Annotated in this window: 13 protein-coding genes; 11 read left to right on the top strand and 2 right to left on the bottom strand. The window is 72.2% G+C overall.

The genetic code is table 11. The annotated features are described in order from the left end of the window. Nucleotides 1–10 precede the first annotated feature (10 nt). A complete protein-coding gene (locus tag K7C98_RS34755; RefSeq protein WP_224196147.1) occupies nucleotides 11–676 on the bottom strand; it encodes an RNA polymerase sigma factor in 666 nt (221 codons plus the stop codon). Continuing rightward, on the bottom strand, nucleotides 673–1,578 hold the full coding sequence (locus K7C98_RS34750; protein ID WP_224196146.1) for a carbon-nitrogen hydrolase family protein: 906 nt from the start codon (nucleotides 1,576–1,578) through the stop codon (nucleotides 673–675). The genes K7C98_RS34755 and K7C98_RS34750 overlap by 4 nt, the downstream gene beginning before the upstream one ends. Before the next feature lie 259 nt (nucleotides 1,579–1,837). Between K7C98_RS34750 and rimP the strand changes: the two genes are divergently transcribed. The 11 genes from rimP (at nucleotide 1,838) to K7C98_RS34695 (ending at nucleotide 14,911) form a co-directional block, all read left to right on the top strand. Continuing rightward, nucleotides 1,838–2,452 carry a ribosome maturation factor RimP gene (gene rimP / locus K7C98_RS34745; RefSeq protein ID WP_224196145.1) on the top strand — a complete coding sequence of 205 codons (615 nt, stop codon included), beginning with the start codon at nucleotides 1,838–1,840 and terminating at the stop codon, nucleotides 2,450–2,452. Between the two features lie 21 nt (nucleotides 2,453–2,473). Beyond that, nucleotides 2,474–3,886, top strand: a complete 1,413-nt coding sequence (gene nusA / locus K7C98_RS34740) for a transcription termination factor NusA (protein ID WP_224196144.1) — start codon at nucleotides 2,474–2,476, stop codon at nucleotides 3,884–3,886. Further along, nucleotides 3,858–4,313, top strand: a complete 456-nt coding sequence (locus K7C98_RS34735) for a YlxR family protein (RefSeq protein WP_224196143.1) — start codon at nucleotides 3,858–3,860, stop codon at nucleotides 4,311–4,313. The genes nusA and K7C98_RS34735 overlap by 29 nt, the downstream gene beginning before the upstream one ends. 3 nt (nucleotides 4,314–4,316) lie before the next feature. Continuing rightward, a complete protein-coding gene (gene infB / locus K7C98_RS34730; protein WP_224196142.1) occupies nucleotides 4,317–7,715 on the top strand; it encodes a translation initiation factor IF-2 in 3,399 nt (1,132 codons plus the stop codon). A gap of 27 nt (nucleotides 7,716–7,742) precedes the next feature. Further along, nucleotides 7,743–8,156: a 30S ribosome-binding factor RbfA gene (gene rbfA / locus K7C98_RS34725; RefSeq protein ID WP_224196141.1), complete on the top strand. Its 414-nt coding sequence runs from the start codon at nucleotides 7,743–7,745 to the stop codon at nucleotides 8,154–8,156. Further along, nucleotides 8,140–9,162, top strand: coding sequence for a tRNA pseudouridine(55) synthase TruB (gene truB, locus K7C98_RS34720; protein ID WP_224196140.1), 1,023 nt, complete (start codon nucleotides 8,140–8,142; stop codon nucleotides 9,160–9,162). The genes rbfA and truB overlap by 17 nt, the downstream gene beginning before the upstream one ends. A 133-nt stretch (nucleotides 9,163–9,295) precedes the next feature. Further along, nucleotides 9,296–9,565, top strand: coding sequence for a 30S ribosomal protein S15 (gene rpsO / locus K7C98_RS34715; protein WP_096325896.1), 270 nt, complete (start codon nucleotides 9,296–9,298; stop codon nucleotides 9,563–9,565). Between the two features lie 178 nt (nucleotides 9,566–9,743). Next, a complete protein-coding gene (gene pnp, locus K7C98_RS34710) occupies nucleotides 9,744–11,849 on the top strand; it encodes a polyribonucleotide nucleotidyltransferase (RefSeq protein ID WP_224196139.1) in 2,106 nt (701 codons plus the stop codon). Between the two features lie 4 nt (nucleotides 11,850–11,853). After that, on the top strand, nucleotides 11,854–12,306 hold the full coding sequence (gene dut, locus K7C98_RS34705) for a dUTP diphosphatase (RefSeq protein ID WP_224196138.1): 453 nt from the start codon (nucleotides 11,854–11,856) through the stop codon (nucleotides 12,304–12,306). 15 nt (nucleotides 12,307–12,321) lie between these two features. Further along, entirely contained in the window at nucleotides 12,322–13,875 is a 1,554-nt protein-coding gene (locus tag K7C98_RS34700) for a protein kinase (protein ID WP_224196137.1), read from the top strand. A 43-nt stretch (nucleotides 13,876–13,918) separates the two neighbouring features. Further along, nucleotides 13,919–14,911 (top strand): phosphoribosylaminoimidazolesuccinocarboxamide synthase, encoded by a 993-nt coding sequence (locus K7C98_RS34695; protein ID WP_224196136.1) that lies wholly within the window; start codon nucleotides 13,919–13,921, stop codon nucleotides 14,909–14,911. Nucleotides 14,912–14,922 lie beyond the last annotated feature (11 nt).

Raw genomic sequence — 14,922 nt, 5'->3', positions numbered from 1 at the left:
TCCAGCTCGGTCATGCGCCGCCCCCTCGCGCGAGCAGCAGGAGCAGGGCGCGGAGCGTCGGCGTGAGCCAGCGGGCCAGAGCCTTGTAGGCGCGGTGGGCCCGGACGCGCACGGCGCCCTCGCGGATCCGCAGGCGAGCGGCGATCTCGGCCATGCTCAGGCCCTGGAACTTGTGGAGCTCGACGATCTCGCGCTGGCCGGCGGGCAGCTGGGCGAGGGCGTCGCGCACGCGAGAGGTGATCTCCTGCGCCTCGGCCTCGCCGATCTCCAGGTCCTCGGCGGTGGGCAGGTCGGAGGGGATCTCCGCCAGGCGGTCGCGCTCGCCGCCGTCGTCGCCGAGATCGCGCCGGCGGCGGTCGCGGACCCCCGCTCGCAGGTGGTCGACGGCGAGGTTGCGAGCGATCGTGAAGTACCAGGCCTGGACGGCGCCGTCAGGGCTGGCGCCCTGGACGTGGAAGCGGGCGCGGGCCAGGTGCGCCTTGAGCCAGGTCGCCTGGACCAGGTCTTCGGCGGCGGCGGTGTCGCGGACGAGGTGCACGAGGAAGGCGGTGAGGCGAGGGGCGAGGGCGGCGTGCAGCGCGGCGAAGGCCCGCGCGTCGCCGTCGAGGTAGCGGTCCATCAGCGCGTGGAGGCCCGCCGGTGCGCTGCGGCCCTCCTGGGTCGCGCGGCCGGTCACGCGGAGGTCTCGTCGGCCGACAACGTGACGACCTCGGCCGGAGTTACGCCGTGGAGCCGGCGGTGCGTGAGCGCGGGCAGGTCGCTGCGGACGCGTTGCAGCAGGTCGGCGCGCAGCCAGGTGAGGGCCATGCCCTCGCCGCGGGAGACCTGGGCGATCACGGCGCCCCAGGGGTCGACGGCGAGGCTGTGGCCGAAGCTGTGGCGGCCGTGGCCGTGCGGGCCGTACTGGGCCGGCGCGAGCACGTAGGCCTGGTTCTCGATCGCGCGGGCGCGCAGGAGCGGCTCCCAGTGGTCGATGCCGGTCAGCAGGGTGAAGGCCGAGGGGACGACGAGGATCTCCGCGCCGGCGGCGGAGAGCGCGCGATACAGCTCGGGGAAGCGGAGGTCGTAACAGATGCTGAGGCCGATCTTGCCGAACGGCGCCGCGAGCACGTGCGGAGTCTCGCCCGCGAGGATCACGTCGGACTCGGAGGCGCGCGAGCCGTCCGGCAAGGTGGCGTCGAAGCGGTGGATCTTGCGGTAGACCGCGACCACCCGGCCGCCGAACAGGGCGACCAGGGTGTTGTAGAACTTGCCCGGCTCGCCCGAGGGCGGCAGCTCGGGCAGGCCGCCGAGGATGATCACCGCCGCCGGGTGCTCGTGCGAGAGAGCGAGGAAGGGACGCAGCACCGGCGGCGGATCGCCGCGGAGATCGCCGCCTGGCCCCAGGGTGCCGAGATCGACCGCCCAGGGGCGGCGGTCCAGGCCGGGCGGGGCCACGGCCCAGAAGTTTTCGGGCAACACGACCAGCTCGGCGCCGTGCGCGAGCGCCTCGCGCGTGAGTTCGGCGGCGCGGGCGAGGCTCGGCACGGGGTCGGCCCCGCTGCCGAGCTGGATCAGGGCGGCGCAGAGGTCTCGCACGGGGCGATGGTAGCGAGAAACCGCCCGCCGCCAAGCCGGACTCCAGTCCCGCCCCAACATGGGGTCTCCAGACCTCACGGTCCGGGAAGGGGGTTGCTCGCCTTCAAGCGCCGTGCTACAGGCCCGGCCAGCAAATTGCCTTTCGGAAGCGAGCAGGCAACTGGCCCAGCTCGCTTTTTTGTTTGTCTCGAATCCCACGCGCATGGCCACAAGGCGCCCGACACACAACTCCCGCTCGAAGGTCCCACCGCAGCCCGCGGTGGTCGACGACGTCGCCGGCACCGAGTCCGAGCACGACGGCGCGGGCCACGACGTGCACGAGGGGGCGGTGCGCCTGCTCGAGGCGGCGGTCGAGCCGGTCGCGCGGGCGATGGGCTTCGAGGTGGTGCTGATCGAGTGGGCCGGCGGGCGCGGCGGCCGGGTGGCGCGGGTGTACCTCGACCATCCCAACGGGGTCTCGCTCGACGACTGCTCGCGCATGAGCGGGGTCCTGAGCAACGCGCTCGACGCCGCCGAGGCCGATCCGGAGACCCCGGAGCTGGCCGCGTTGCTGTCGCAGCCGTACACGCTCGAGGTGAGCTCGCCCGGCGTCGATCGCCCGCTGGTGCGCCTCAGTCACTTCGCCCGCTTCGTCGGCGGGCGCGCGGTGGTCCGCACGTTCCACCCGCTGCCGGGTCAGGGCAGCGCCGATCAGCGGACCTTTCACGGGCGGATCGTCGGCACCGAGGTCGACGCCGCCGATCCTGGCGACGATCGCCGCGGCACGGTGCTCTTGCGATCGCTCGACAGTGATACCATCTACAAGATCTCGCTCGCCGACATCCGGCGGGCCAACCTGGTGTACTCGCCCCCGGTTACGGGGGGGCACGGCTAGGACAGCAGAGGTCATCGGTCTATGGAAGAACAGCTCAACCTCAGTGCGGTGCTCGACCAGGTCTGCGACGAGAAGAAGATCTCGCGCGAGGTCCTGATCGAGACGGTCGAGCAGGCGGTCGCCACCGCCGCGAAGAAGGTCTTCGAAGACAAGGAGATCGAGGCCAGTTTCGACCCCGAGACCGGGCACGTGAACCTGTTCCAGGTGCTCTACGTCGTCGACAAGGTGACCGCGCCGCACCGCGAGATCAGCCTCGAGCAAGCGCACCGCGCCGGCCTCGAGGCCGAGATCGGCGACGAGCTCCTGTTCCAGATCTTCTATCTCGAGTCCGACAAGAAGCGCGCCGAGCAGCAGGCCAAGGACTACGCCGAGATCGAGGCGCTGCAGTTCGGCCAGCACGGCTTCGGCCGCATCGCCGCGCAGACCGCCAAGCAGGTGATCATCCAGCGCGTCCGCGAGGCCGAGCGCGACAACCTGTTCGACGCCTACAAGGACAAGAAGGCCGAGCTCATGACCGGCATCGTCCGCCGCTTCGAGCGCGGGTCGATCGTGGTCGAGGTCGACAACGGCAAGGCCGAGGCGATCCTGCCGGCGCGCGAGCAGGTGCCGCGCGAGTCGCTGCGCCCCGGCGACCGCGTGGTCGCGTTCGTCAAGGACGTCGACAAGTCGGCCCGCGGCCCGCAGATCATCCTGTCGCGGACCCACCGCGGCCTGGTCGAGAAGCTGTTCGAGCACGAGGTGCCCGAGATCTACGAGGGCATCGTCCGCATCGAGGCGTGCGCCCGCGAGCCGGGGGCCCGCAGCAAGATCGCCGTGTCGTCGCGCGACCGCGACGTCGACCCGGTCGGCGCCTGCGTCGGCATCCGCGGCAGCCGGGTCCAGGCCGTCGTGCAGGAGCTGCGCGGCGAGAAGATCGACATCGTCCCCTACAACGACGACCCGGCCCGCTTCGTGTGTAACGCGATCCAGCCGGCCACCGTGTCCCGCGTGCTGATCGACGCCGAGCGCCACACGATGGAGCTGGTGGTCCCGGACGACAAGCTGTCGCTGGCGATCGGCAAGAAGGGCCAGAACGTGCGCCTGGCCTCGCGCCTGACCGGCTGGCGCATCGACATCTACTCCGAGTCGAAGCTCAAGCAGATGGAGCGGCGCTCGCTGGCCGAGATGGCGGCGATCCCGGGCGTCGGCGAGACCGTGGCCCAGGCGATGTTCCAGATGGGCTGGCGCAACCTCCGCGACGTGGCGATCGCCGACGCCGAGGAGCTGGCTCAGGTGCCCGGCGTCGGCTCGGTCGAGCGCGCCGAGCAGATCATCGAGGTCGCGGACGACGCCGCCTCGGGCAAGCTCGAGCTCAATGTCAAGTACCCAGAGCCCCCGCCGGAAGAGACCGGCGAGGATCACTACAGTGACGACGGCGACGGAGGTGGCGAGTAACATGCACGCGCCGATGCGCACTTGCGTGGGCTGCCGCGCCGTCCGCCCCCAGGCGGAGCTCCTGCGTTCGAAGCTTTTTCACGTCGGTACCGACGAGTCGGCCGACAAGGAGCAGGTCCTGCCGGACCAGTCTGTTCGGACATGTGCAAAGCGCCATGGTCTTCGGGCCAGTTCCGGGCGCTCGGCTTACGTGTGCCCGGCGCGCGCCTGCATGGAGCGCGCAGCCCGCCGCGGCGGCTTCGCCCGCGCGTTCGCCCGCAAGACGCCCCCAGTGGACCCCGCCGCGCTGTGGAGCGCGCACGGCGAGGTGCTCGCGGGCATGATCGATCTCCTGAATCGCAGCGGCGGCACCGCCGCTGCGCCGCGCGTCCAACGTCTCGCTGCCCTGGCGACCGCCATGCGCGCCGCGGTGGGGAGGGTTTCCTGAGTTATGGCCAAGATTCGCGTCTACGAGCTCGCCAAAGAGCTGGGCAAGGACAACAAGGTGATGGAGAACCTGATCCGCGGCCTCGGGGTCGAGATCAAGGGCGTCATGAGCACGCTCGACGACGATCAGGCCGAGCTCGTCCGTCGCCACATTCAAGGCGGCGGTCGCCGCGAGCCCGAGCGCACCGACACGGCGCGCGCCGGCGGTCCGGCGGTCATTCGTCGTCCCGGCCGCGGCCCGCGTCCGACCGACGAGGTCGAGGAGGAGTCGGAGGTCGCCCGTCCGGCGCCGCCGCTCGTGCGCCCGTCGCCGGTACAGCAGCCCCCGCAGCCGCAGCAGCCCGCGCCGGTGATCCGGCGTCCGGTGCCGCCGCCCGCCGCGGCCCAGCCGGTCGTGCGCCCCAGCGCCCCGGTGCGGCCGAGCGAGCCGACGCGGCCGCCCGAGACGCCGTGGGCCACCCCCGCGGTGACGCAGCCGCGGGAGCCGCAGCGTGAGGTGAGGAGCGTGGCCGAGTCGGTCGAGGTGCGTGAGCGGGTGAGCGAGCCGGTCGAGACGCGTCCGAGCCAGCCGGTGCAGGCGCCGGCGCAAGCCGAGCCGGCGCCGCCGGCCGAGGCGCGGCCCGTGGCGACGACGCCGAGCGAGCCGGTGCAGGTGCCAGCCGAGCCGGTCCGTCCGGAGCCGGTGCAAGCGCCGGCCGAGCCGGTCGTGGCCGCACCCCCGGTGGCTGCGCCCGAGCCCGTCGCGCCGCCGGCCCCCGTGGTCCAGGCGCCGGTCCAGCCGGCCCCGCCGCAGCGGCCCGTGGTGCAGCAGCCGCAGGCGCCGGTGCAGCGTCCGGTGCAGGGCTCGCGACCGGTGGAGTCGCGTCCGGAGGTCCGCCGTCCGGAGCCCTCGCGGCCGCAGCCGCAGCAGGCCGCTCCGCGGGCGCCCGCGCCCGAGGTGGGCACGCGGATCCAACTCCCGCCGGGCACCAAGCGCCTTCCGGGCGGCGTCGCGTCGCGCATGGAAGACCACCCGCGTGAAGCGCGTGTGGAGCCGCACCGCCGCTCGCCGGACGGTCCTCGCGGCACGCCGCCGCAGGGCCAGGTCGGTCCCGTCGGCACGCCGCTCCGTCCGGGCGTCCAGACCCGTCCGGGCCCCGGCAAGCCGGGTGCGCCGACCCAGACCGGCACGCGTCCGCTGGGCAGCGGGCCGCAGTTGGGCCAGACCGGTCCTCGAGGACAGGTCGTGCAGCCGGCGCCGGTGGCGGCCCGTCCGGGCGAGCGCCCGGTCGGCGGCCCCTCGGGTCGTCCGGTCACGCCGGCGGCCCCGCAGGCGCAGCAGCAGCAACCGGCGCCGCAGCAGGCGCAGCCGGCCTCGCAGGTCGTGGTCGACGATCCCGCCAGTCGTCGCGTCGTGCGCGACGAGTCCGGCGTGATCGTCGGCGCCGCCCCGCAACGGGCCGAGCCGCGCATCGTCGGGTTCGTCCAGCTGGCGAACCGCCCGCGGCCGCAGCAGGTGATCATCACCGACGCCAGCGACAGCCAGCAGCGCGGCCGCGCGACCATCCGCAAGGAGCGCGAGGAGCGGGCGCAGCAGCAGGGCCGTAAGCGCAAGACGATGGTCCGCAACGTCCGCGGCCGCCCCGGTGCGCCCGGAGCCCGACCCTCCACACAGGAGATGTCGGAGTCGAAGAAGCGCATCCGCGTCGACGAGGCGATCCCGGTCGCCGACCTCGCGCACCAGATGGGCAAGAAGGCGACGATGCTGCTCAAGACGCTGTGGGGCATGGGCCTCCGCGGCGTCACGATCAACAGCTCGATCGACGCCGAGACGGCCGAGCTGGTCGCGGCCGAGTACGGCTACACCGTCGAGAACGTGGCCTTCCAGGAGGACCAGTACTTCGAGGAGTCCGAGGAGGGGGCCGGCGAGACGCGCGCGCCCGTGGTCACCATCATGGGCCACGTCGACCACGGCAAGACCTCGCTGCTCGACCGGATCCGCAAGGCCACGGTCGCGGAGGGCGAGGCCGGCGGCATCACCCAGCACATCGGCGCCTACAAGGTCAGCACGGCCAAGGGCGACGTGGTGTTCCTCGACACGCCCGGTCACGAGGCGTTCTCGGCGATGCGCGCCCGCGGGGCCCAGGTCACCGACGTCGTCGTGCTGGTGGTCGCCGCCGACGACGGCATCATGCCGACCACGGTCGAGGCCATCAAGCACGCGCGGGAGGCCAACGTCCCGCTCGTGGTGGCGCTCAACAAGATCGACAAGCCCGACGCCAACCCCGGCCGCGTCAAGCAGATGCTGATGGAGCACAGCCTGGTCGGCGAGGAGTACGGCGGCGACACCATCATCTGCGAGGTGTCGGCGAAGACCGGCAAGGGCATCGAGCACCTGCTCGAGATGCTGGCCATCCAGTCGGAGATCCTCGATCTCCGGGCCACCACGGAGGGCCGGGCGATCGGCGTCGTGCTCGAGGCGCGCGTCGACAAGGGCCGCGGTCCGATCGCCACCGTCCTCGTCGAGGCCGGCACGCTGCGCAAGGGCGACATCGTGGTCGCCAACGAGTTCAGCGGCAAGGTCCGCGGCATGCTCGACGACCGCGGCCGCGCGCTCGAGGAGGTCGGTCCGTCGACCCCGGTCGAGGTCCTCGGTCTCGACGGCGTGCCGTCGGCCGGCGACCGCTTCAACGTGGTCGAGAGCGAGAAGGCCGCGCGCCAGCTCGTGACGCACCGCCGCGAGGTCCGCCGCCGCAAGGAGAGCGCGCGCTCGGGGCCCAGCATCGCCGACTTCATCCAGCGCAAGAAGACGCCGACCCTCAAGATCGTCCTGCGGGCCGACGTGCAGGGCTCGGCCGAGGCGCTCAAGCAGGCGCTGCTCGAGCTGTCGACCGACAAGGTCAAGGTCGAGGTCATCTCGTCCGGCGTCGGTGCGATCACCCAGACCGACGTGAAGACCGCCTCGGCGGGCGAGGCCGTGATCATCGGCTTCAACACCAAGCCGGTCGGCAAGGCCGGTCAGATCGCCGACGCCGAGAAGGTGCCGGTCCACACCTTCAACGTCATCTACAACGCGCTCGACAAGACGCGCGAGTTGATGGTCGGCCTGCTCGAGCCCGAGTACCGCGAGCGCGATCAGGGCGAGGCCGAGGTGCGGGCGCTGTTCCCGATCCCGAAGGTCGGTGTGGTCGCGGGTTGCCGCGTCATGCGGGGCCTCATCCAGCGCACGAGCCACGTCCGCGTGGTCCGTGGCGGCACGGTCATCCACAAGGGCAGGATCTCGAGCCTTCGCGTCGTCAAGGAGGACGTGAAGGAGGTCCGCGAGGGCTTCGAGTGCGGCATCGTGATCGACTCGTTCCCCGAGGTGGAGCCGGGCGACATCCTGCAGGCGTTCGAGATCGAGACGATCGCCCCGACGCTGTGAGGCGGCGGGTCGGCGACGGGAGCGCGTATGGCGAGTAACCGGATGCAACGGGTCGAGGAGACCCTGCGCCGCGGGATCGCCGACGCGCTCCTGTTCGGCTCGATCAACGACCCGCGGCTGCAGGGCGTAAACTTCAGCGTCACCGGCGTCAAGGTCGACACCGAGCTGACGCTGGCCCGCGTGTTCGTCGACCTGCTGTCGCCGGACCGCGACCGCGCCGCGGTGCTCGCCGGGCTGCGCTCGGCCGCGGGGGCAGTGCGGCGCGAGCTGCAGGGGCGGGTGCACCTGCGCCGGATCCCGGAGCTGCGCTTCGAGTTCGACGAGAGCATCCAGCGCGGCCTGCGGATCGAGACGATCCTGTCCGAGATCGCGCCGCCGCCGGCGGCCAAGGCCGGCGACGAGGGCGAGGGCGACGGTGGCCAGGGTGACGACGCAGGCTGAGCGCTGCGGCGTCCTGCTGGTCGACAAGCCGGAGGGGCCGACCTCGCACGACGTGGTCGGCTTCGTCCGCTGGGTCCTGAACGAGAAGCAGGTCGGCCACTGCGGCACCCTCGACCCGCTCGCCTCGGGCCTGCTCGTCGTGTGTGTCGGCGGGGCGACGCGGCTCGTGCCGTACCTGAGCGCCGTCGACAAGGTCTACCGCGCGCGCTTCGGCCTCGGGCGGGCGACGACCACGGCCGATCGCGAGGGCGAGACGATCGCCGAGATCGCGGTCGCGCCGGCGCAGGCGGCCGCGGCCGCGGATGTCCTGAAGGACATGTGCGGCGCGCTCGAGCTGCCGCCGCCCGTGTACTCGGCGGTCAAGCTCGAGGGTCGTCCGGCCCACGCACGCGCCCGTCGCGGCGAGGTCCTGGCGCTGCCGCCGCGGCCGATGGAGCTGCGGTCCGCGACCGAGATCGAGGTCGGCGAGGACGCGATCGACGCCACGTGTGCCGTGAGCAAGGGCACCTATGTTCGCAGCCTCGCCGAGGAGCTCGGTCGGCGCCTCGGGTTGCCGGCGCATCTGGCGGCGTTGCGGCGCACCGCCTGCGGGAGCCTCGCGCTCGTCGACCCTCGCACCGTGCCCGTGGGCGTGTCCGCGCGCTTGCCGGATCTGGCCGGAGCGCCGCCCAAGTACCGCCTGGGCCTCGCGGGCGGCGAAAGTCGCGACGCCATGCGGGCGCGGCTCGAGGCGGCCTTGCTGGCGCCCGCGGAGGTGTTGCCGTTTCCGGTCCGCCGCCTCGACGAGGGCGAGGCCGAGGCGTTCCGGGGCCTCCTGCACGGTCGAGGCGTCGACGCCGCTGCGCTGCCGGAGGTCGCGCCGACCCTGGCCGAGGGTCGAGATCCGGCGGCGAGGCAAGCGCTGTGGTTCCGCGACGCGCTGGTCGTGGTTCGTCTCGACGGGCCGCTGTGGCGCCCGGAGAAAGTGATCCATGCCGCGGTCGCCGCCTCCGTCACCCCGTCGTGACCGCCATGCAGAAAAGCGTCGACGCGTGCGTGAGCGGCCTTGACACGCCGGGGTTTTGCCTGGATTTTCCGCCTACACAAAAAGCACAACACCTTCTGCGGGGGCACGGGCCGCCCGCACCGAGAATGCGAAAATGTCTCTCTCTCCTGACCGCACGGCCGAGATCGTCAGCAAGTTCCAGACCCACCCGAACGACACCGCGTCCCCGGAGGTGCAGATCGCCCTCCTCACGTCGCGGATCAACTACCTCACCGAGCACTTCCGCGGCCACGCCAAGGACTTCCACTCGCGCCGGGGTCTGCTGAAGCTCGTCGGTCAACGTCGTCGCCTGCTCGACTATCTGCGCAACCGCAGCGTCGACCGCTATCGGACCCTGATCGGGGCGCTCAACATCCGCAAGTAGGCCGAGAGCAGGAAGGGGGGCACGTCCCCCTTTTCGCTTTTGTGCCGCTGGCGCCCGCGCAGGTCAGCCGCGCTGATCGGCCGTGGGAACGCGCCGGAACGCCGGCGCGGGCGCGACACGTCCGACGCCCCGACGGGCGGGGCAAAGATTTCGAGTCCACGGCGGAAAGTTTCCCCCAATGAACGTCATTACCGAGACCTGCGCCGTCGGCGAGGTCCAGATCAGCATCGAGACCGGCAAGCTCGCCAAGCAGTCCAGCGCGGTTGTCGTGCGCTGCGGCGAGACAGCCGTGCTCGTCACGGCGGTCAGCAGCAAGGAGCCGAAGGATCTTCCGTTCCTCCCGCTCACCTGCGAGTACCGCGAGTACCCCGCCGCCGCCGGCAAGATCCCCGGCGGTTATTTCAAGCGTGAAGGTCGCCCCACCGAGTGGGAGACGCTGACCTGTCGCTTCATCGACCGGCCGATCCGGCCGCTCTTCCCCAAGAGCTATCGCAGCGACACGCAGATCATCGCCACCGTGCTCTCGCACGACAAGGTGCACGAGCCCGACATCCTCGCGATCACCGGCGCCTCGGCGGCGCTGCACATCAGCGACGCGCCGTGGGCCGGCCCGATCGCCGGCGTCCGCGTCGCTCGCGTGCAGGGCAAGTTCGTCGCGTTCCCCTCGTGGGACCAGATGAAGGTCGCCGACATCCTGCTGGTCGTGGCGGCCAGCCGCGACGCGATCGTGATGGTCGAGGGCGGCGGCGATCAGGTCGCCGAGAAGGACATGATCGACGCCCTCATGTTCGCGCACGAGTCGGCGCAGCCGCTGCTCGAGGCGCAGGAGCGCCTGCGCGAGCACGCCGGCAAGCCCAAGCGCGTGCACGTCGAGCCGGCCGTCGACGAGGCGTTCCGCGCCGAGGTCATGGCCGCGGCCGACGCCGACGTGCGGGCCGCGTTCTCGATCACCGGCAAGCACGAGCGCCGCGACGCGCTCGCGGCCGCCAACAAGAAGGTGATCGAGCGCTTCGCCGCCAGCCACCCCGAGCGCACCTCCGAGGTGCTCGCGGCGCTCGGCAAGCTCGAGAAGAAGGTCGTGCGCAGCCGCGTGATCAAGGAGGGCCGCCGGCTCGACGGCCGCGGCACCCGCGACGTGCGCCCGATCTACATCGAGGCCCACCCGTTCCCGCGGCCGCACGGCTCGGCGCTGTTCCAGCGCGGCGAGACGCAGGCGCTGGCGACCGTCACTCTCGGCACCGAGAGCGACGCGCAGCGGCTCGACACGATCCGCGGCGACGTCACGCGCAGCTTCATGCTGCACTACAACTTCCTCCCGTTCTGCACCGGCGAGGCCAAGCCGATCCGCGGCCAGTCGCGGCGCGAGGTCGGCCACGGCGCGCTGGCCGAGCGGGCGCTGAAGTACGTCCTGCCGGCGCACGAGAAGTTCCCGTACACCATCCGGATCGTCAGCGAGACGCTCGAGTCGAACGGCTCGTCGTCGATGGCGGCGGTGTGTGGCGGCTGCCTGGCGATGATGGACGCCGGCGTGCCGATCAAGGCGCCGGTCGCCGGCGTCGCCATGGGCCTGATGCAGGAGGGCGGCGAGATCGCCATCCTCTCCGACATCCTCGGCGACGAGGATCACCTCGGCGACATGGACTTCAAGGTGACCGGCACCAAGACCGGCATCACCGCGCTGCAGATGGACATCAAGATCGAGGGCCTGACCCGCCAGATCCTCGAGGCCGCGCTCGACCAGGCGCGCGAGTCCCGGCTGCACATCCTCGGCAAGATGCTCGAGGTGCTCGCCGAGCCGCGGGCCGACATCAGCAAGCACGCGCCGCGCATCGTCACGATGCAGGTCAAGGTCGACAAGATCCGCGAGGTCATCGGCCCCGGCGGCAAGACGATCCGCGCGATCATCGAGCAGACCGGCTGCGTCATCAACATCGAGGACTCGGGCCGGGTGGCGATCGCCAGCAACGACATCGCCCAGATCGAGCGGGCCAAGCGGCTCATCGAGGGTCTGATCGCCGAGCCCGAGGTGGGCGCGACCTACCACGGGGTGGTCAAGCGGATCGTCGACTTCGGCGCCTTCGTCGAGATCCTCCCGGGCACCGACGGGCTCGTCCACATCTCGGAGCTCGAGGACAAGCGCGTCGACCGCGTGACCGACGTGGTCCAGGAGGGCGACGAGGTCGTGGTGAAGGTCATCAATGTCGATCCCACCGGCAAGATCCGCCTCAGCCGCCGCGCCGCCTTCGGGGTCGACCCCTCCGAGGTCCAGAACCTGCGAGGGTGAGCGAATGTCGCACGTCGCGCCGACGCTGCTGGTCCGCAAGGTCCATCCTGACGCCCAGCTGCCGCGGCGAATGAGCGCGGACGCGGCCGGAATGGACCTGGCGGCCTGTCTGCCCACGGGCCCAATCGAGCTGGCGCCGGGGGAACGCCGTTTAATTCCCACGGGCGTCGCCGTCGCTATCCCGGCCGGCCACGAGGGTCAGGTGCGTCCGCGATCGGGGTTGGCGTTGCAGCACGGGCTCTCGATCGTGAACGCACCAGGTACAATCGACGCCGACTACCGTGGGGAGCTCAAGGTCATCCTGGTCAATCTCGGGGCCGCGCCGTTCGTCGTCGCGCACGGCGAGCGGATCGCTCAGCTCGTGGTCGCCCCTGTCGTCTTTCCCGCGGTCGTCGAGGTCTCCGACCTGCCGACGGCCGAGCGGGGTGAAGGTGGCTTCGGCAGCACCGGCGTCTAGCCGCGGGAGCGTCTCATGGAGTTGAGCCCGGGCACTTCGAACTCGGACGAGGCCCACACCATGTTGTGCGGGCGCTTCGAGCTGATGCGCGAGGAGCCCGCCAACACCGGCGTGCAGCTCTTCGGCCCCACGCTCGCGGTCCTCGACACCCAGAGCGGCGAGCCGGCTCGCGCCTGTGTCCTCGACGCCGCGCTGTTGCCCACGCCCGAGGCGCGCGCCGCCTTCGTGCGCGAGCTCGGCGAGCTCGGCGAGCTGCAGGACTCCTCGCTCGTGCCCCAGGTGTTCGTCGGTCAAGACGGCGAGCGCGTGGTCGTCTGTTACGACCCGCTGCAGGGGGCGTTCGCGCTGCGCGACATGGACGACGGCCCGCGCTCGTCGGACCTCGCCAACGAGCTGCAACGGCTCGCGCGTCAGCTCGCGCGGGCCCTCGCGACCTTGCACGCCCGCGGCCGCGTCCACGGCATGCTCGCGGGCGAGGCGGTGTTCGTCGGCCCGCGCGGCCCGGCGGCGTTCCAGCACGGGTTCGCTCCGCTGTGCGCCCGCGCCGAGCTCGAGCGGCGGTGGAGCACCGTCGACCGGTCGTTGCTCGCGCCCGAGGTGCTGGCCGGCGGCGACTTCACGCCGCTGTCCGACACCTACGCGTGGGGCGTCGCGCTCATGGAGTTCGCCACCGGCCTGCGCGGCGCCGCGGCTCTCCGCGCCGCCGAGCCGCCGGGGTTGCAGGCCGGACTGTGGGCGCTGATCGGCGCCAGCCTGTCCGCCGATCCGTCGGCACGTCCGCAGGACGGCGCCGAGCTGGTGCGTCGACTCGAGTCGCTCGCGCTCGCCGGCACCGCCGAGGCCGCGCCCGAGCCGATCATCGATCTCACCCCGCCGACGCCGCCGCCTCCGCCGCCGCGGCCCAACACCAAGCCGCCGGTGTCGCACTCGGCGCCGCTGCCGTCGGCGCCGCCGCCGGTCGCGGTACCGCCTGTCCTCGAGACCCTGTCCGTTCCAACAGGTCCTTCGGCACCTGGCGTTTCGGTCAGAGAGCCGCCGAAGGTCACCGCCTCGGCGCCGGTCGAGCAGCCGGTCATGGGCCTCGAGGACTTGCTGTTCGGCGAGGGCTCGATCCGGCCCAACAGCGTGGCGGCGCTGCGCTCGAGCTCGATCCCGTCCGGCACGTTCGCGGCCGTCAGCGCCGGCGGCTTCGCCAACCCGCAGGACCCGTCGGGGCGCTCCAACAGCGGGCTGCGCCGCGTGCACGTCCTCACCGAGGACAGCATCGTCCGTCGCGGCTCGCCGTCGCGGCCCGACATCATCGTCGAGCCCAGCGTCAGCGAGAGCGTCCCGGCGGCGAGCCGCTCCGACGTGCGCGAGCGTGAAGAGAAGAAGGTGGAGGCGCCGGCAGCTGCGGCGCCCGAGCCCCCGGTCGCGCCGCTCGTGTCGCCGCCGTCGCCGGCCGCCGAGTCGGGTCCGCCGGTGCCCAAGCCGCCGGAGCTTCCCGCGCCGAAGCGGACCGACAGCGGCTTCTGGCTGGTGATCGCCGCGCTGCTGCTCGCCGTGGTCCTGGCGTGGGCGTTCACCTGAGCGCGCCCCCCGCGCGGCGTGGTCCGGGTATGGTCCGCGCCGCATGGCGGTCACCGACTCCACGTCCCCCGAGATGCGGCGCGCGCTGGCGCCGGGCGGCACCCTCGACGCGCTGCCGGACGAGTTCGACGTCCTCGGCGCGCGCTACAGCGGCAAGGTCCGCGAGAACTTCACGCGCGGCGGCGAGCGCCTGATCCTCGTCACCGACCGCGTCAGCGCCTTCGACGTCGTGCTCGGCACCATCCCGTTCAAGGGCCAGGTGCTCAACGGCCTCGCGCGCTTCTGGTTCGACGCCACCGCCGCGATCTTCCCCAATCACATGCTCGGCGTACCTGACCCTCAGGCCATGCGGGCGGTCGAGTGCACGCCGATCCCGGTCGAGTTCGTGGTCCGCGGTTACCTCACCGGCGTCAGCGACACCAGCATCGCCCGCGCCTACGAGCGCGGCGAGCGGACCTTCTGCGGCCACGCCTTGCCCGACGGCCTGCGCCGCCACGACAAGCTGCCGGAGAGCCTGCTGACGCCCTCGACCAAGGCGCCCAAGGGTCAGCACGACATCAGCGTCAGCCGCGACTGGCTGGTCGAGCGCGGCCTCATCGACCGCGAGCGCTACGACGTGCTCGAGCGCCGCTGCCTGGCGCTGTTCGCCGCCGGGCAGAAGATCGCCGCCGAGCGCGGGCTCATCCTCGTCGACACCAAGTACGAGCTCGGCGTCCGACCCGACGGCGAGATCGTGCTCATCGACGAGATCCACACCCCCGACAGCTCGCGCTACTGGTACGCCGACAGCTACCCGCAGGCGATGGCCCGCGGCGAGGATCCGCGCAGCCTCGACAAGGAGTACCTGCGGCGCTGGCTGGTCTCGCAGGGCTTCCGCGGCGAGGGCCCGCCGCCGGTGTTGCCCGACGAGATCCGCGCGGAGGCGGCGCGGCGCTACATCGAGGTCCACGAGCTCATCACCGGGCGGACCTTCGAGCCGGACGTCGAACCGCCGGTCGCGCGCCTGCGGCGGAACCTCGGCCTGTCGTCGCGCTGAAGCGGCGAGCC

The organism is Nannocystis pusilla (genome assembly GCF_020073745.1).
In the GTDB taxonomy this organism is placed as follows: domain Bacteria; phylum Myxococcota_A; class Polyangia; order Nannocystales; family Nannocystaceae; genus Nannocystis; species Nannocystis radixulma.
This window is presented reverse-complemented; position numbering and strand designations above follow the sequence as displayed.